At 31.9% G+C, this 18,344-nt stretch carries 18 protein-coding genes; 9 read left to right on the top strand and 9 right to left on the bottom strand.

Annotation, left to right across the window (positions count from 1 at the left end; genetic code table 11):
- The first annotated feature begins 308 nt into the window (after positions 1 to 308).
- A complete protein-coding gene (locus LN42_RS06470) occupies positions 309 to 521 on the top strand; it encodes a DUF2922 domain-containing protein (RefSeq protein WP_014296715.1) in 213 nt (70 codons plus the stop codon).
- 60 nt (positions 522 to 581) lie between these two features.
- Positions 582 to 803: a hypothetical protein gene (locus tag LN42_RS06465; protein WP_014296714.1), complete on the top strand. Its 222-nt coding sequence runs from the start codon at positions 582 to 584 to the stop codon at positions 801 to 803.
- A 410-nt stretch (positions 804 to 1,213) separates the two neighbouring features.
- On the opposite strand, the gene LN42_RS06455 is transcribed toward LN42_RS06465, so the two are convergent.
- The 4 genes from LN42_RS06455 to LN42_RS06440 all read right to left on the bottom strand — a co-directional run bounded on the left by LN42_RS06455 (position 1,214) and on the right by LN42_RS06440 (position 5,875).
- Positions 1,214 to 3,007 (bottom strand): GNVR domain-containing protein, encoded by a 1,794-nt coding sequence (locus LN42_RS06455; protein ID WP_075780574.1) that lies wholly within the window; start codon positions 3,005 to 3,007, stop codon positions 1,214 to 1,216.
- A 158-nt stretch (positions 3,008 to 3,165) separates the two neighbouring features.
- Positions 3,166 to 3,879, bottom strand: coding sequence for a hypothetical protein (locus tag LN42_RS06450; RefSeq protein ID WP_075780573.1), 714 nt, complete (start codon positions 3,877 to 3,879; stop codon positions 3,166 to 3,168).
- Positions 3,876 to 4,463 carry a hypothetical protein gene (locus LN42_RS06445; RefSeq protein ID WP_075780572.1) on the bottom strand — a complete coding sequence of 196 codons (588 nt, stop codon included), beginning with the start codon at positions 4,461 to 4,463 and terminating at the stop codon, positions 3,876 to 3,878. The genes LN42_RS06450 and LN42_RS06445 overlap by 4 nt, the downstream gene beginning before the upstream one ends.
- Positions 4,464 to 4,474: 11 nt before the next feature.
- A complete protein-coding gene (locus LN42_RS06440; RefSeq protein ID WP_075780571.1) occupies positions 4,475 to 5,875 on the bottom strand; it encodes an aminopeptidase in 1,401 nt (466 codons plus the stop codon).
- Positions 5,876 to 6,565: 690 nt separating this feature from the next.
- On the opposite strand from LN42_RS06440, the gene glpX reads away from it, so the two are divergent.
- The 3 genes from glpX (at position 6,566) to LN42_RS06425 (ending at position 9,689) form a co-directional block, all read left to right on the top strand.
- Entirely contained in the window at positions 6,566 to 7,615 is a 1,050-nt protein-coding gene (glpX, locus tag LN42_RS06435; protein ID WP_014296692.1) for a class II fructose-bisphosphatase, read from the top strand.
- A 2-nt stretch (positions 7,616 to 7,617) separates the two neighbouring features.
- Positions 7,618 to 8,421 (top strand): S-adenosyl-l-methionine hydroxide adenosyltransferase family protein, encoded by an 804-nt coding sequence (locus tag LN42_RS06430; protein WP_075780570.1) that lies wholly within the window; start codon positions 7,618 to 7,620, stop codon positions 8,419 to 8,421.
- A gap of 92 nt (positions 8,422 to 8,513) precedes the next feature.
- A complete protein-coding gene (locus LN42_RS06425) occupies positions 8,514 to 9,689 on the top strand; it encodes a HAMP domain-containing sensor histidine kinase (RefSeq protein WP_175421269.1) in 1,176 nt (391 codons plus the stop codon).
- Between the two features lie 7 nt (positions 9,690 to 9,696).
- On the opposite strand, the gene LN42_RS06420 is transcribed toward LN42_RS06425, so the two are convergent.
- The 5 genes from LN42_RS06420 to LN42_RS06400 form a co-directional block, all read right to left on the bottom strand.
- Positions 9,697 to 9,969 carry a type II toxin-antitoxin system mRNA interferase toxin, RelE/StbE family gene (locus LN42_RS06420; protein ID WP_014296689.1) on the bottom strand — a complete coding sequence of 91 codons (273 nt, stop codon included), beginning with the start codon at positions 9,967 to 9,969 and terminating at the stop codon, positions 9,697 to 9,699.
- Positions 9,962 to 10,243 carry a hypothetical protein gene (locus tag LN42_RS06415; RefSeq protein WP_014296688.1) on the bottom strand — a complete coding sequence of 94 codons (282 nt, stop codon included), beginning with the start codon at positions 10,241 to 10,243 and terminating at the stop codon, positions 9,962 to 9,964. The genes LN42_RS06420 and LN42_RS06415 overlap by 8 nt, the downstream gene beginning before the upstream one ends.
- 93 nt (positions 10,244 to 10,336) lie before the next feature.
- Positions 10,337 to 11,284 (bottom strand): phospho-N-acetylmuramoyl-pentapeptide-transferase, encoded by a 948-nt coding sequence (gene mraY, locus LN42_RS06410; protein ID WP_075780568.1) that lies wholly within the window; start codon positions 11,282 to 11,284, stop codon positions 10,337 to 10,339.
- 11 nt (positions 11,285 to 11,295) lie between these two features.
- On the bottom strand, positions 11,296 to 12,549 hold the full coding sequence (gene murF / locus LN42_RS06405) for a UDP-N-acetylmuramoyl-tripeptide--D-alanyl-D-alanine ligase (protein ID WP_075780567.1): 1,254 nt from the start codon (positions 12,547 to 12,549) through the stop codon (positions 11,296 to 11,298).
- Positions 12,546 to 14,033 carry a UDP-N-acetylmuramoyl-L-alanyl-D-glutamate--2,6-diaminopimelate ligase gene (locus tag LN42_RS06400; protein WP_014296685.1) on the bottom strand — a complete coding sequence of 496 codons (1,488 nt, stop codon included), beginning with the start codon at positions 14,031 to 14,033 and terminating at the stop codon, positions 12,546 to 12,548. Before LN42_RS06400 ends, murF begins: the two co-directional genes overlap by 4 nt.
- Positions 14,034 to 14,151: 118 nt before the next feature.
- Here LN42_RS06400 and LN42_RS06395 point away from each other — a divergent pair, with 118 nt between their 5' ends.
- From LN42_RS06395 to LN42_RS06380, 4 genes are all read left to right on the top strand, one after another.
- A complete protein-coding gene (locus LN42_RS06395; RefSeq protein WP_014296684.1) occupies positions 14,152 to 15,162 on the top strand; it encodes a heat-inducible transcriptional repressor HrcA in 1,011 nt (336 codons plus the stop codon).
- Positions 15,163 to 15,675: 513 nt separating this feature from the next.
- Positions 15,676 to 16,314 (top strand): nucleotide exchange factor GrpE, encoded by a 639-nt coding sequence (locus LN42_RS06390; RefSeq protein WP_014296683.1) that lies wholly within the window; start codon positions 15,676 to 15,678, stop codon positions 16,312 to 16,314.
- A gap of 2 nt (positions 16,315 to 16,316) precedes the next feature.
- Positions 16,317 to 17,450: a molecular chaperone DnaJ gene (gene dnaJ, locus LN42_RS06385; RefSeq protein ID WP_075780566.1), complete on the top strand. Its 1,134-nt coding sequence runs from the start codon at positions 16,317 to 16,319 to the stop codon at positions 17,448 to 17,450.
- Between the two features lie 2 nt (positions 17,451 to 17,452).
- A complete protein-coding gene (locus tag LN42_RS06380) occupies positions 17,453 to 18,343 on the top strand; it encodes a YitT family protein (RefSeq protein WP_014296681.1) in 891 nt (296 codons plus the stop codon).
- Position 18,344 lies beyond the last annotated feature (1 nt).

Below are 18,344 nucleotides of genomic sequence, written 5' to 3'. Positions count from 1 at the left end.
AAAAACAATGGGATATACTACAATCGTCAGCGCTGACAGAGAAAAAATAAAAACAAAAAAATGAAAGGAGATGAAAGTATGGCAACAAAATTAAGTGCAGGGGAAAAAGTTAGAATAGGGTTTGACTATGGATTAGACGCAAACGGAAAAAAGATTATTAAAAGAAATCATTTACCATAATGCCAGGAGCAACAGATGATCAGGTTTACACAGCATCAAACAACTTTGCATCATTATGTGAAAAACCATTACTTAAAATTGAAAAAATAGAAAATTACGAATTACAGGCTTAATGGAGGTGATGTGGCATGGCAAAAAAATTAAGAATGTCATTTGTAAATAGCACAGACGGAAAAAGAAAAACAATTTATCTCAATGATCCAAAAGCAGACTTAACAGATACAGAAGTACAAAATGCAATGGACTCATTTGTTGGAGTATTTATTCCTTCAGGATACGAAAAAGACAGCGCAACAATAGTTGATACAACAACCAATGAACTCTTTGATTTAATTCAATAACATACAACCGGGCATTAAAAGCCCGGTTGTTTTAAAAAATACCATGAAAGGGGATATGTTATGTGGGATTTTTTAAAAATATTACTCCTGAACATAATGGATCAATTTTTTAAAATGCTAACAGAAATATCAAAAGAAAAGGATAAAGAAAAAATTCAGGAATTAAAAGAATTACAGAAAAATTTCAACAAAGAGCTCGATAAACAGCTAAAATTACTATCTGCAGAACTTGACGAAAAATTAGAAGAAATAAAAGATGAAATAGAAGAAATTGAAAATTAAAATCATAAAAATTAAAAATAACATTCAAAAAATTGACTCAAAAAATTAAAAAAAACCTCTTTACATCAGCTCTATTTTGTAGTAAAATATATCTGTAAAAAAACAAAAAAGTAGAAAAAGGAGGATGGGGATAATGATAACCATACCCTATTTTTGTCAAAAATATAATTTTGATCCTGATCTACTTAGAAAGCTTGTAAAATACCTTAATGTTCAACCTATAACAGGAGACCTTCAAACACGCGGCATGCGCTTTTACAATGAAAAAGACCTATTCCATATTTACAACACATTTATAAACACATTCCCCAAAAACTCACAACAATAATCAAACAAATACAGGATGGGGATTAAAAAACCGTGGATTAGTTTCTAATTCTTATTAGAACAATCCACGGTGATTTTTTTATTTATTCAACAAAAACAATATAATTATTCTTCAAATAATCCTTATATTTTTCAATATTTTCTAAAGTTGATTTTTCTCTATAAATAAACACAAATGTATAATCAACATCATCTTCGTGAAGTATAAAATCTGGATTATCAATATCAGGTAAAATATTAATTCTTAAATCTCTTTTATTAACAAGTTGAGAAAGATCCAGTTTAACATCTTCAACTATATCAAGAAATTCATTATAATCAACAGCAGTAAATCCCAAAGTTTTATTATGATACCCTTTTACATAAATATAATTAGCGAGTTTTTTAATTTCATTTCGTCTATTTTTTCTGGTAATAATAAACTCAGGGCTTTTTAAAATACGTGAAAGTTCAGAACAATCCTTAATTCTCTTATCGTTATAATCCTTAATAAACACACCAAGTATTCCAAGGAAAAATCCCAGAACAATACCTATAGCCAGAGTTAATTTCTTATTAGGAGCAACAGGTTTATAAGGAATATAAACATCATTTATAATACTCAAACTTGGTTTATAAAAGCTTCTTTTTAATTCTTCAGTTTCTATTGAAGTTTTAAGCATTTCATATTTTTCCTGCAAAATCTTTGAATCCTTTTTCAACTGAAAGTATTCATATAATAATGGAGATTTTGCTTTAATATCAGCATCAATTTTATTAAGAACAGCAACAGTTGAAGCCTTCATTACATCAAGCAACTCAAGTTGAATTTTATTTGAAACATATTGCTTATATGCATCTGGATCAGTTGAAACCAGAAATTTCAGATTATTATTTAAAATATCATTCATCTGAGCCTTTAAATTTTCTTCAATAACCTTTATTTTTGATTCCAATTCCAATAATTTTGGATTTTGTGAAGAAGTGAGTTTTAAAGTTTCATATTCAATCTTTAAAGAAACAAGCTGATTTTTCAAGCTACCAATATTTCCATTATTTTCAAGAAAGAATTTTTTCATATCAGGATTTAAAGCGGAAATAGAATCCTCCACAGATTTTATAGAAGCTTCCAATTCCTTCTTTTTTGATTCAATATCAATTAAAGAAAAATACAATTTTGAATATTGCGAAACATAAGGATCTAAAGCCTGTTCATTAAAGATTTTGTTATCAACCTGGAAATCAAGCAATTTTTTCTGTATTTCCATATATTTTTTTTCAACAGGGCCAAATAATTTTTTTAAGTTAGAAAGGTAATATTCAGAATCATTGAGATATTCCTCTTTATCGTATTTAAGATATTCTGTATATATAGATTTTACAATAGATGCAGCGAGAGTTGGCTTTGTTGATTTATAAGAGATTTTAATAAAAGACGTATCCTTTTGTTGAGTAATAGAAACATTTTCTCTTAAATTATTAATAATATCTCTTAACTTAACTTCTCCACCTCTATTTAACAATTTATCAATAAAAGATGGATTTCTATTAGAATTATACAACTCCACCAGATTATTTTTTTCAATAACAGCTGTTAGGATCTTATCAGACTTCATCTTTTCAATGGTATTACTAATTGAATTTCCCTTACTTCCACCAAGGTTAATTCCAACCATTGAAGCCAGACTTCCATATTGTGAAAGTAAAGAGGAAGTTGAAGAAACATCCTTCATTTCAAAAGTAAGAGAAGCTTCATATGTTGCAGGTGTTTTTAACAAATATAAACCTGTTAATAAGATAGTCAGAATTAAAATTACAAAAAAAGTTATTTTTCTTCGTTTGAAAATCCTTAGAATATCAGATAACGTCAATTCATCTTCATACATTTCTGGTTCCATTTTCTTCCTCCATTCATATGTTTATTTTTTGTTATTATATAACAAAAAATGCCATACCAAAATGGCATACGCATTTTATATTTTACTATAATTTCATAAAATGTCAATACATTAAAAATGAAATATAACAACACTTAGTTTAATTTTTAGTAACAGAGTTATATATATTTCACAAGATTTTCCAGCTTTCTGGGATCAATTTTAGTAATTCCATTTTTCAATTTTTCAAGAATCTGCATATCAAACTTTAAAACAAAATGATCTCTTAATTTATAATCATAACTTCTATTATTTTCAGGTTTATACAATTTCAAAACAGATTGATCAACAGACAAAAGATATGAAGATATAACAGTAGATAAAGAATTTAGCTCAATATCTGGTATTTTAGCATTAAAATTATCAACAATAATAAATTCTGGATTTTCAATTCGAGAATCTAAAATCTGGAATAAAAATTCACTTGATTGATTAAAAAAATAAAACTTAAAGTTCTTAATTCTAAAAGTGCTTCCATTATCAAGCGGAGTAATAGTATTTTCTTTAAAATAATAACAATTTCCTTCATAACGCATAATCAATGGTATTCCAAAAATCTCTGCAATTTCAGAAATATATCGAATTCCGGTTTTTGAAATATTATTAACAGAAACAATCCCAATCTTATTATTAAACTTTTGAACATCTTTAAACTGTTCCATTAAATGAATATATCCGCCCAGTTTAAAAAAACCAAAATGAACAAACCCAAAGTTTATAACATAAAACTTCTTATTATCTGCATATCCTTTTTTTGAAGGAATAGAATAAAAAATACGTTTTAAACTTTCAAACAAAATCTTCTTTGAAATAAAGTCAAGAATCTTTTTCATTTAAAATCACCAACTTTTTTCAAAAAAGAAACCAGCTTATTCTTTACTTTATCTCTGTATTTTCCATGAAGCATAATAACATGCTCGTTTTTCTCAACCACATTAAAATACGCATAAGGTGAACCCTTGAAAATAACGTAATCCTTTTTATCAGGATAAAAATACGAAATCTCATGTGAATCATTATAAACCTTAAAAAATAACACGGGAATTTTCACCAGAAACATATTAGATAAAATGATATTTAATAAATAATCATAGGAAGATTTATTCAACAAATCAACTCGCAAAACAATTAAATCACTCTTTTGAATTTTGGCATAAAAATAATTTTCAAATTTAAAACCTTCCTGTTGAAGCATAAACATAATTCTGCTCTTATCTTCAATATTTATCATTCTTCTTTCAAAAGAAACAACAGTATCTTCCACCAGCCCATTATACATCGTTAAACTATCCTTATTCAAAATAACAGAAAAACCACTCTGGCCCAAAAAGGACCATGAGTGGGTTGTAATATTAATATTTATATTATCATTTTCAAATTCCATTAAATGTATAGGGCTACCGGCAAAAACCTTCAAATTTTCACTCCCTACATTTTATTCAAATACACCTTGTAAGCATAATATGTTTCATATAAATCGCCTTTTGAAGCAATTTCATATGGTGAATGCATTCCATATAATGCAACTCCGGCATCAATAACATTTAAACCTTTTTCGGCGAAGAACTTAGCAATAGTTCCTCCACCACCCTGGTCAACCTTACCCAATTCACCAGATTGCCAGATAACACCATTTTCATTAAATACCTTTCTTAATTTTCCAAAGAATTCAGCATTTGCATCATTTGTTGCAGCCTTACCTCTTGCACCAGTATATTTAGAAATAGCCACGCCATAACCTAATCTTGGAGCATTTGCTGGATCATGAACATCCTTAAAGTTTGGATCATATGCAGCTGAAACATCTGCTGACAATAATGTGGAATTTAATAATAAATCGTCTATATCAAGTTCAATATTAGTGCTTCCCTGTAATTTTAATAACTTCTTCATTACAGTAATCCAGAAATGATGTTTTGCGCCGGTATTTCCGTCACTACCGATCTCTTCCTTATCTGTTAATAACAAAGCAGCACTCTTATTTTCTGGTTCAGCTTCAATTAATGCAGTTAAACCTGTATATGAACAAATTCTATCATCATGGCCATATGCTGCTATCAATGATCTATCAAGACCAACATCTCTTGCTGGTAATGAAGGAACAACCTCAAGTTCAGCAGAAATAAAATCTTCTTCCACAATACCGTATTTTTCATATAATATATTAAGTACATTTAATTTTATAGAATCCTTTATTTCTTCATCATATGAAATAGAAATTGTTCCTAATAATAAGTTTAAAGCTTCTCCTTTAAATACTTCTGCAACATCACCTTTTCTCCTATCTAAGTGAGGTAAAAGGTCTGAAATAACAAAAACAGGATCATCTTCTGAATCTCCAATAGAAACATTAACTTTAGTTCCATCATTTTTAATAACAACACCATGTAATTCAAGAGGAATATTCAACCATTGGTATTTTTTAACTCCGCCATAGTAATGAGTTTTAGCCATAGCAACGCCGCTGTCTTCAACAATTGGCTCAGGTTTTAAATCCAATCTTGGAGCATCAACATGCGCTCCTACAATATTTATACCATTAGTCAAATCTCCTTTAATCTTTATGGCAAACAATGATTTAAAATTATTAACATAATAAACCTTATCGCCATCTTCTATTTTACCTTTTTCAAGATAATAAGAAAGAGGTTTAAATCCTTCTTTTTCAAGTTCCTTAACAGCATATTCAACAGCTCTTCTTTCTGTCTTTGCATAGTCTATAAACTTCTTATAACCCTTTGAATACTCATCTATAACCTTTCTATCCCTTTTTTCCCACACAGAAACCTTTTTTCTGGTTAATTTTTCCTTTAAATCCTTTAATTCCATCGCCGTCCACACCTCCGATATTATATTTTCTATTTAAATTTTATCATACCTATTGCAAAAAAGCAAAACCCAAACCAAATAGTTAGCAATGCTCATCAATTTTCCCGGGGGAATAACCCCAAAAATTATGAATAATTGTTTAGAATGGAAAAAATAAAAGAAAATAGAAATAATAATGTGAGCGAAGGCTTGAAAATTTCCAAGGAGAAACAATGATGATTGAAAAAATAAAAACTCATAAATTATCTGTTGTATAGAAGAAAGTAGAAAAATAATATGAACGAAGACTAAGAATTTCCCGCAGCGGAATGCAGAAAATTCGGGTTGGAGAAACAGGATGTTTCGAAAAGCGAAGCTTCCCCAGGGAAGGGGAATCTGAGTGTGCCCGAATTTTCAAATGGAGCAAGGATCAGAAATTCTTGCTGTCTGAGAGAATATTATTTTTCTACTTTCAAAGAAAATTTTTGAGGATTAGAATTTTCTACCTGTTGAGCGAATATTATTATTTCTATTTTCTAAGATAAAATTTAAATATCTTCGTATTGTATTACCTCACTGAATATACTCTCTTTTAATCAGTTTCACAATCGCTAAAAACAATTATTCAACAAATACAACAAATATTCAAAGTTTTAAAATTTTGCAAAATTTAGTATAATTAAAATAACAAAGAGAAAAGGGGGAATTGCGTTGCCAGAAAACAATTTCGACAGAGAAATAACACTAGACCTCGTAAGAGTAACAGAAGCAGCAGCATTAACCAGCAGTTTATACCTCGGTAGAGGAGACAAAAACGCCGTAGACCAGGCTGCAGTTGACGCAATGAGAGGAATGCTCGATTACATAGAAATAAAAGGAACCGTTATAATCGGAGAAGGTGAAAAAGACGAAGCTCCTATGCTTTACATTGGCGAAAAAGTTGGAACATGGAATGAAGACGATGAAGAATTTGATATAGCAGTAGACCCAATAGACGGAACACGACTTGTAGCATACGGTCTTCCAAATGCAATAAGTGTAATGCTTCTTGCTGAAAAGGGAAAATTAGCATATCTCCCAACATTCTATTCATACAAATTAGCAGTAGGGCCAGAATTAAAAGGAATTTTGGATATAAGAAGCTCAATAAGGGAAAACTTAAGAGTAGCAGCAGCAGCATTAAAAGTGCCTGTAAGCGAAATAACAGTAGTAGTCTTAAACAGAGACAGGCACAAAAAAATAATTGAAGAAATAAGGGAAGTTGGGGCAAGAATAAAATTAATAGGCGATGGCGATATTGCAGCAGCAATAGCAACAGCAATGCCAGAAAGCGGCGTTGATATCTATATCGGTATAGGTGGTTCCCCAGAAGCAGTACTTGCAGCAGGTGCATTAAGAACATTAGGCGGTGAATTGCAGGTACAACTCTGGCCACAAACAGAAGAAGAAAAAGAAAAATTAATAGAAGAAGGCTGGGATCTTGAAAAAGTCTACTTCACCGAAGACCTTGCAGGTGGAGAAAATGTAATATTCTCAGCAACAGGTGTTACAAATGGCGAATTCCTGAAAGGAGTAAAATTCCACAAAGGAAAAGCCATAACAGAAAGTATAGTAATGAGAACAAAAACAAGGACAATAAGAAGAATCACAACATTCCACGATTTACAACACAAAACAATAAGACTTAAATCAACAGAAGGGGATTCAAAATTATTAAGCATTGGAAATAGAAGGGAGTTTGGCTTAGGGGGAGGAATCTAATTATGATAGCCTTTTTTACAGATTGGGGGAACGACAGTTATTACGTAGGAGTATGCAAAGGCGTAATAAAAACAATAAACAGGAAAGCGGAAATAATAGATGTTTTGCACGATACAAAAAAGTTCGATCCAAAAGTAAATGCTCATATCTTACATAGATTTGCCGGAGATTTTCCTGAAGGAACAATATTTCTCTGTGTAATAGATGCTGGTGTTGGCGGCAGCAGAAAACCGGTAATCATGAAAACCAAAGAAAGAAATTATTATTTTGTAGCACCGGACAATGGATTACTCACATTAGTAGCTCAGGAATATGGAATAGACAAACTTGTGGAAATTAGCAACAAAAAATATTTCTTTAGAAAAAACTATTCCACAACATTCCACGGAAGAGACATATTCTCACCAGCAGCTGCATATCTATCAAAAGGTGTGCCAATAGAAGAATTTGGTCCAGAACTTGAAGACATCAATCTATTTAGATACAAAAAGCCAGAAATAAAAAATGATTATCTTGAAGGCGAAATAGTATTCTGGGACACATTTGGAAACGTTCAAACAAATATTCCAGCAGAAATGGGCGATACATTATTCAAAAAAGACGATAAAATAATAATACAGATAGAAGATCAGAAATTCGAAGCATATTATGAAAGAGTATTCTCAGATGTATTGCCAGGGGAATTATTAATACACCCGGAAAGCTCAGGTCATCTCGAAATAGCAATAAATCAGGGAAATGCTAAAGAATACATGAAACTTGACACAGAAGGGGTAGAAATAACATTAAAAAGAAAAGAAGAATAAAATACCGTAAACTGCTTGGCTGGGATATAGCCGAAAAAATCTCTGTTATTCATACAGTAATATTAATAATATTCATGTATATATTTAAATTAATGGCTTATTGGTATTTAATACCAATAAGCTTTTTTGCGTTATATGTGCTTATCGCAATATTCGTTGAAAAACGCCTGTTAAGAATACTTCACAAAGGAAATGCATATAATTACAAAAATTATAATCTCCAGTATTCAGGAATATTCAGAGAGCTTGATGAAATGGTTAGAACATATTCAATACTATTAACCAAAGAAAGAGAAGGGTTAAAAGAGTATTATGACAAATTCAATGCCATATTCGACACAATGGGGGCAGGAATTCTCGTATTTGATAACGAAGCAATTCTTCAAAAAACAAATCTAAAAGCCAGGGAAATATTTCATAGTGTAACCCTAAAATATGGAATGCCATTATCAAAAATATTAATAAAATCAGGAATAAAAATTCCAGCAATAACAGGAATATATGACGTATATTCAAAAAAGCTAAAGAAAAACCTTCAAATTATCGTCAGCAAAAAAAACAATTTTATAATCCTTGTAATTAATGACATAACAGATTACAAAAAAATGAAAAAAACCCTTGAAGACTCCAGACACTTTGCGAGACTTGGTGAAATATTAGCAGATGCTTCGCACGGCTTAAAAACACCTATAGCCAGACTAAAAATGGTCTTTCAAATGTATGAAATTACAAAAGACGAAAAATATCTAAAAAAACTCGAAAACGAAATAAACAACATACAAAACATCATAAAAGAAACGCTGGAATTATTTAAAATGGAAGAAGTTATAGAAGAAATAAACATAAACAAAATAATAAAAGATACCTTAAAAATCTTTCAGAATACCTATCCAGAAATAACTTTTACCATTAAAGAAAAAGCTGATATATATATACAGAGCGATATAGCCTTATTTAAATCAGCAGTAGCGAATATAATTCAAAACTCTGTTGATGCTGTTCTCATGAAAAAAAGCAAAAAAAATATAACCGTCGGCATTTACGAAAAAAAAGACGGTTATAAATTGTTGTTCTGTGATAATGGAATTGGCATGACAGAAGAAGAAAAAGCCAGATTCTTAAAACCATTCTTTACCACAAAAGAAAACGGCACAGGACTTGGAAGCATCTTCCTCGAAAGATTCATCATCTTCCAAAACGCCCAGCTCTCAGTCAACTCCATCAAAGGTCGCGGCACCATCATAAAGCTTTTTTTTCTAAAAAAATAAATTTTTATTAATATATCTCATCATGAGAACCTATATTTATTAAAATTATTTTTTCATTATCAATAATTAATTCAATGATTATTCTATAATTCATATTTATAGAAACTGAGTAAAAATGGGATAATTTACCTTCTAATTTGTGGAGTCTTAATGAAGGATGAAAAGGATTATACTCCATTAATCTTAGCACTTTTTCATATCGAGATATTAAATCCGAATGTTTTTTGAAAAATTTTTTTGCTCGTTTCACGTATGAATCTGTAAATACTATTTCATACATTTTCATCGTCCTCATGAAGAGCATTTTTAATTTCTTCAATGTGCTTATCTATTGATGTATGATATTTCTTGTTTTTTATATCATTATTTACTTCTAACAAAGCAGCTTCTAACTCACATTCTCTTAAATAATTATATGTTTCTATTGGCAGAACAACATACTTTCCTTTTCCTCTGACACTTATTACAGCTTCACCTGTTTTTTTTATTATCTTAGCTAAAATAGAAACTCCACTCTTTTTTATTTCTGTTGCACTAACCAGGTTATTATACATTAAAATCACCTCTTTTTAGTACTAATAATAGTACTTTTTGTTGTACCATTATTAGTATATCATGATAATAATTTAATGTCAATTAAACCGGGCTCACAACATTAATGCAACAACAGAGAAAAAAAAGCCCACCAATATAAACCTGAAAGTAATATTCTCCTCCGGCCACTTCTTCAACTCAAAATGATGATGAATCGGCGACATCAAAAACACCCTTTTTCCTCTCAATTTAAATGAGGAAACCTGAATAATAACACTCAACGTCTCAACAATAAACACAATTCCAGTAAAAATCAAAAACAACTCAATATGATAATAAGTTGCAATAGCACTTAAAATCCCTCCAAGCGCTAAAGAACCAGTATCTCCCATAAACACCTGCGCCGGTTTTGCATTAAAAAACAAAAAAACAACAACAGGCAAAACAACAGCAAAAATCAAATAAACAGGCGCATTAAACTTCAAAACAGCAATTAAAATAGTAAAAGCTGCAGAAACAATAAAATTCCCACCAGCAAGCCCATCAAGTCCATCGGTTAAATTAGTTGCATTTGAAAATCCTGTAAAAAGAAAAACATATACAAAAAAATAAAAATATCTATTAAATCTTAAAATAAAATCACTTCCCGGAACATACCAGAAAAAATTGCCATTAACAGCATTCTCAAAAAACAAAAGCAAAACCACAGAAAGCAACAACTGTAGCATAAACTTCCTCTTTGCAGTTAATCCCATAGCCTCCTTCTTCAAAATAGAGCTAAAATCATCAAAAAAACCTATTAAGCCAAAAAGCAAAGCAGCTATGGCAACATAAACAAAAACAAAATCCCTTAAAAACAGAAATCCCACTAAATTCAAAACAGCAATAGTGGGAACAAAAATAATACCCCCTGCAGTAGGGGTTCCTTGCTTATAACCATGCAAATCAGGACCTTCTGGTCTGATATACTGACCAAATTGTTTCCTTCTTGCCCAGCCTATAAAAATTGGAAATAAGAAAAACTCAATTCCAAGTATTAAAATTCCATAAAAAATCTCCATAACAACCTCCATTACTGCTTATTATTCTTTTCATTTAAAATCTTTTCCACAATAGCTCCTAAACCTGTGCCATTAGATGCTTTTACATAAATCAAACCGCTTTCTGCATTTAAAACATTTAACACATCATCGCTATTTCTCAAATATTCAATACCCTCAAAATCAAAAAACTCTTCAGGATCATAAAAATAAATCTTATCAAAAACCTTTTTAGCCTCATTAATAATTTCCATGTGATACTCAATTTCATCAGTAATTTCTAAAACCCTACCCATAATCAAAACCTTCCTATCAACATCCATCTTTTCAATACTCTCAAAAGCACTGAAAAAAGATTCCTTTGAAGCATTATAAGCATCATTAATAACAATTTTTCCATTATATTCCTTCAACTCAAATCGTTTTTCAGGTAATTTAAAAGAAAAAATATAAAATGGATCTAAAGGAATCTCAAAATAAAGGGAAACCAGTAAAGCTGCAAGTGCGTCAATTAATTGCCCTTTACTCCAGATGCCCTGTAATGTGAGCATCACATCTTCATTATAAATATTATAAAAAACGCGTGTATTACCGTTTAAATAATCAAAATCAATTAAAACACCATCATTATTTTCATTTTCCCCAAACCTAAAAACCTTTACATCTTCAGGATAATCAATATCAAGTAACTCCTCATCACCATTAATAAATACAATGCCAGGTTTCTCCATCTCAAAAACAATTTTCAACTTTTCAGAAGCAATTTTTTCTCGCTTTTCAAAAAATTGAAGATGTGCAGTGCCTATATTCAACAAAATAGAAACATTGGGCTTATACAATCTCGTCAAAAAGCCTATATCGTCTTCTTTTCTCAACCCCATCTCAACAATGGAAACAGGTTCGCCTGAGTAATTATTCAAAATACTTAAAGGAATTCCAATCTCTGTATTATAATTCTTCTCTGTTTTAAAAACCTTAAATCCATAGGCCAGCAAATGAGCAAGAAAATTCTTTGTGGTAGTCTTTCCATTTGAACCGGTAATACCTATACGAATCTTTGAATTATCAACGAGAATCTTAGAAGCCTCTCTATTTAAAAAATCAATTACATTATCAACAAGCAAAACCTCGCCATTATAATCCCTTTCTTCCTCAACAATAGCCTTAACGGCACCTTTTTTAAAAGCTTCATTAACAAAATCATGGCCATTATTCCTTTCGCCTTTAATAGCCACAAAAATATCCCCATCTTCAACCTGGCGAGAATCAAAAACAAATTTGCTCATCGCTTCATCACCTTTCTAAACTTTTGCACAATCTCATAAGCCACCTCATAATCGTTAAAAGGTATCTTTTTTCCATTTTCATACAACTGGAACTTCTCATGCCCTCTTCCGGCAATAATCACAATATCATCCCTTGAAGCAAAACTAACAGCAGCCTTAATAGCAGTGCGTCTATTCCTTATCACAATATACGGCTTACTCTTATCAATTCCTTCAAGAATATGTTCAATAATCTCATCAGGATCATCATTCTTGGGATCATCATCTGTAATAACAATTAAATCACTATATTTAGAGGCAATTTCACCCATAATCTTTCGTTTTCCAATATCCGCAGCGCCACCTGCACCAAATACCAGAATAATTCTTCCCTTTGTAATCTTCCTGGCACTTGTCAAAACCTTTTCAAGAGCATCAGGAGTGTGAGCAAAATCAATATAAACCTTATACTCCACATCGCGGGTATTCTCAACAAGCTGAAACCTTCCTGGAACACCGGGAAATTCAAGAAAACCATGACGAATTATTTCTCTATCTATTCCCATATTTCTCAAAGCAACAAAAGCTGCTGTAAGATTCTGAGCATTATATTCTCCTATTAAATGTGTGTGTATCTTATTCTCAGTTCCATCAGGCTCCTTAATGGTGAACACCATTTGCGAATTATTATATTCCACATCAGAAATAACATAATCTGCAACATTAGTAAACCCATATGTAACAATTCTGTCTCTTTCCAATGGAACTTCATCTACATTATTGCAGTCTAAATTAATGATTCCAATACCATCATCCTTAAGATGTCTGAATAAAGACATCTTAATTTCTTTGTACTCTTCAAAATCCTTATGATAATCCAGATGGTCCCTGGTAATATTGGTTAAAATAGCAATAGAAAACGGAATCTTATAAACCCTATTCTGTGCAAGAGCATGAGAAGAAACCTCAAGACAGATATTTTCAATATTCCGTTCCTTTGAAAGATTTAAGATTCTGGCAATCTCATCAACTCCTGGTGTAGTATTATACGGTTCATACAATAATTCATTATTCAATTTAATACCCACAGTGCTAATAAGAGAACTATTTTTTTCAGCTTGCGTCAGAACATAATGGATTAAAGAAATAACAGTAGTTTTTCCATTAGTTCCGGTAACGCCAATAAAGTTAAAATCATTAAAGTCTATGTTATAATATGCATAATTAAGCAGAGCATAAGCCTGTTTAGTATCGCTTACAAGAATATAAGGAAAATCAAATTGTGTTTTCTTAGCATCCTCAGAAATAATTAAAGATGCATTAAATTCAATAGCGGTCTTGATAAAATCATGCCCATCAAAAAAAGTACCTTTAATACAAACGAAAACCGATCCAGGCTTAATCTTGTTTGTATTGTTGGTAAAAAACGTATAGTTCTTATCAAGCGGAAAATTATACTCAATAATCAGGTCGTCTAAAATCTCAACAATCTCATGTCCCAGCATTTAACCACACCCCTTATATTATTTCATTTCTTAACTAATTTTACACTAATATTTAATTTTTTACAACCCTTTTTTTATGTTATCATATAATTAGCACTCAAAAAAAAGGAGTGATAAAATGCCCAGAGAACTGAGCAATAGGCAAAAAAAAGTACTTTTCTCAATCATAGAAAATTTTATAAAAGAAAAAAAACCGGTAAGTTCATCGGAAATTTTAAAAAAATCAAACCTGAATGTTAGCTCAGCAACCATTAGAAACGACATGCAAAAATTACAGCACCTAAAACTCATCTTCCAGCCACATTCCAGCGCCGGAAGAATTCCAACTGATATGGCTTTAAGATTATATTTTGAAGCCATAAAAGAAAGCTTTTCAGTAAAAAGCAAAAACATAGAATTACCTCATGAATATAAATTCTATGACATAAACATAATGTTCGACAAATTCTCAAAAATGCTCTCAGAAACAACAAACAGCCTTGTAATTCTGGAGCTCCCGGACTCAAAATACATATACATAACCAGGGCAGTTGTATCCGACCTGACAAATGATTTCTATCAAATCACATTAATGACAAATCTGGGATTATCAATAACAAGAACCGTTGAAAATTATGGATTTCCGTCCCCCAAAGAACTGGAAAAAATCCTGGAAACAGGACTTGTTGGAAAATCCATGCATGAAATAATAAACATCATAAAAACAAATAAAATCGAACAGGAAAGAGACATAAGGCTCATAAACCTATATAAACTCGTATATCTCCTGGTTGAAGAATTCTTTAGAAACAAATTCATAATCAGTGGTCTGGCAAAAATAATATCAACAGGATATCACACACCAGAAGAAATACTATATCTGTCAAAAATCGTAGAAGAAGACAAATTAAAAGTAGAATTGCTCTCAAAAAAACCATTCACATCAGAAATAAAAGCAACAATAGGAAGTGACTTTGAAATTCCAGAACTCAAAAATTTCATAATGTTCGAAACAGCATATAGCTACAACTCAAACCCACTTGGCAAAGTGGCATTGCTAACATTCAAATATTCGGATTACAAGCAAATCTACTCAATCCTCGGTGAATACACCTCCCGATTATCAGAAATTATATCCAAGAACTTATAAAAAAATAGTACGAATAATGTTCGCTCAAACGGTAGAAAATTCTAATCCTCAAAAATTCTCGTTCCCGCCGGTCGTTGCAGACTCACGTCCATGTTCGTCTTCACTCAAAATCACATCCGTGTGATTTTGACCGGCTCCACATCGAATTTTTTCGGGAATTTTCAAGTTTTCGCTCACATTATTCTAACTATTTTCTTCATAAATAAAAAGTTGAAAATAGAAAGTAAAAAAATAATAGGAGCGAAGACTAAGAATATAATATTAATCAAGAAAACATGAATAAAAAGGTGAGTGAATGCTCGAAGATTGCCCGAAAAAACTGCGAATGGAGAGGGTCAAAAAAACAGGATGTTTTTTTGAGCGCAGCTTCTGCAGGGATGCAGAATCTAAGCGACCCCGCGGATATGAGCAGTTTTTGAGGATTAGCAATCGAGCCGCATGAACGAACCTTTTTATGAATGTTTTCTCAATCAACAACAATAACAACAACAATAGCCTCAAGGAGGGATTAGCATGGCAGAAAAAAACACAAAAAAAACAACAACATCCAAGAAAAAAGAACAAAAAATCACCAAAGAAATGGAACAATTAAAAAATGAAATAGAACAACTCAAAAAAGACCTCGAAACCAAAGAATCCGAAAACAAAAAACTCATGGAAGAATACGACAAAATCAAATCCTACGCAATAAACCTCAAAGTCGATTTCGAAAACTACAAAGACTTAGTCCAAAAAGAAAAAAACAGAATCAAAAAAGAAGCAAAAGAAAGCGTCATCAAACAACTAATTCCATTATACAAAAACTTCTCAATAGTCATGGCAAATCAACAAAACCTTGAAAGCTTTGCCAAAGGAGTTGAAATGATATACAAATCATTCGTCTCAACAATAGAAAACGTAGGAGTAGAATTCATAAAACCAGAAAAAAATCAAAAATTCGACCCGTTTGAACACGACGCAATAGAAAGAGTAGAAACAGACGAAGTAGAAGAATATCACGTATACGAACTCGTATCACCAGGAATAAAACTCGAAGGAAAAATAATAGAACCCGCAAAAGTAAAAGTTGCAATAAAACCGGTAAAACAGGAAAAACCAGAAACAAAACAGGAAGACAAAACAGAAAACGAAGAAACAAATGGAGGTGAATAAACATGAACCAGAAAAAAGACTATTACGGCATACTAGGTGTCAGCAAAAACGCAACACCAGAAGAAATAAAAAAAGCATATAGAAAATTAGTAAAACAATGGCATCCAGATAGACATCAGGAAAACAAACAATACGCAGAAGAAAAATTCAAAGAAATCCAGGAAGCATATGAAGTGCTTAGCGATCCACAGAAAAAAGCACTTTACGATAAATTCGGCTTTGTTCCCGAAGGAGGAATGCCACCAAACGGCGGCCAGAGAGCAGGTGGAGGTTTCGAAGATTTATTTGAAGACCTCTTTGGCAACATAGGAGACTTTGGCGGAACATTCTCTGACATCTTTGACATGTTCATGGGTGGCGGAACAACATCAAGAAAAAAAACCAGAACATCAAGACCTCCTGTAAAAGGAGAAGACAAATACTTTGCAATAACAGTTGACCTCAAAGACATATTAAAAGACGTAAAAAAGCGAATAGAATACGATAGATATGTAACCTGTTATGCTTGTAACGGAACAGGAGCAAAAAATGGAACTAGCTTCACAACATGTCCTCGTTGTAACGGAACAGGAAAAGTTCAGGAAGAAGAAAGAACATTCTTTGGTGTATTCGTAAGAACATATCCATGTCCAACATGTAATGGCGAAGGAAGGATAATAAACGAAAGATGTGATGTTTGTCATGGCTCAGGAAAACAACTAAAAAGAGAAAGCATTGAAATCACAATTCCAGCTGGCGTTGAAGATGGCTACACATTTAAAATTCCTGGAAAAGGTAACGACGGTAAAAATGGCGGCCCGGCAGGAGACTTAATCATAAAAGTAAATGTAAGACCACACCCTAATTTTAAACGAAAAGGTAATCATCTTGAAACAACAGTAAAAATCGATTATATCCAGGCATTACTCGGCACAACAATAAACCTCGAACTCTTAAACGGTAGTACAACCCTGAAAATCCCAGAAGGAACAAACCCAGGCGCAATAATCGTCTTAAAAGGCCACGGACTTCCAGATTTCAGAACTGGAAAATATGGCGACCTATATGTTAAAATAGACGTAGAATTAAAAAAACCTGGACTCAGAGAAAAAAGATTGCTAAAACAAATAGCAAAACTTAAGGGATTGGAGGTATAGGGTTGAAAACAAAAATCGACATCAAAAAAGAAACAGTGAATTACATCATCATCACAGCAGGGACAACATTAACAGCATTGGGAATAGTATTATTCCTTGACCCATTTGCAATAGTTGCTGGTGGAGTTAGCGGTCTTGCCATTGTTCTCAAAAACCTATTTGGCTGGTGGCTCGGTCTTCAAATGTTCATTTACAACATATTCCTCTTTGCGCTTGGATTCTGGCTACTTGGAATTGGCTTTGGTTTCAAAAGCATATATGCAGCAACACTATTATCGTTTCAAATAGACTTCTTTGAACAGGCATTGCATTTAGACTCAATGATGAAAGAAATAATGCTCAATTCACAAATGGCAATAGATCCATACCTATTGAGTGCAATATACGGTGGGGTCCTATCAGGAATAGGATTGGGGCTTGTAATCTGGCGAAACGCATCAACAGGAGGAACAGATATACTTGCATTAATAATAAACAAATACTTCCATATATCAACAGGAAAAGGGCTATTAATAGTGGATACAATGGTTACCGCTTCAGCATTTTTAATAAACCCATTGGTTCCAATGTATGGTATAATCACCATCTTTGTAACCTCAAAAATGATAGATACAGTGGTAGAAGGTTTCGAATCAACCAGAACAGTATTTGTAATCAGCGAAAAATATGATAAAATAAAAGAAAGAGTATTAAAAGAACTCGACCGTGGAGTAACAATACTTCAGGGAAAAGGCGGATACACATATCAGGACAAAAACGTATTAATGATAGTTCTTTCACGTCGTGAAATTGGAGATTTCAGAAGAATAATCAGAGAAGAAGACAGCAATGCATTCATTTCCATACTCCAGAACTCCGAGGCATTAGGGTATGGATTCAAAAAAATAAGATAAC

The sequence above is a fragment of the Marinitoga sp. 1137 genome (assembly GCF_001941525.1).
Classification (GTDB): domain Bacteria; phylum Thermotogota; class Thermotogae; order Petrotogales; family Petrotogaceae; genus Marinitoga; species Marinitoga piezophila.
This window is presented reverse-complemented; position numbering and strand designations above follow the sequence as displayed.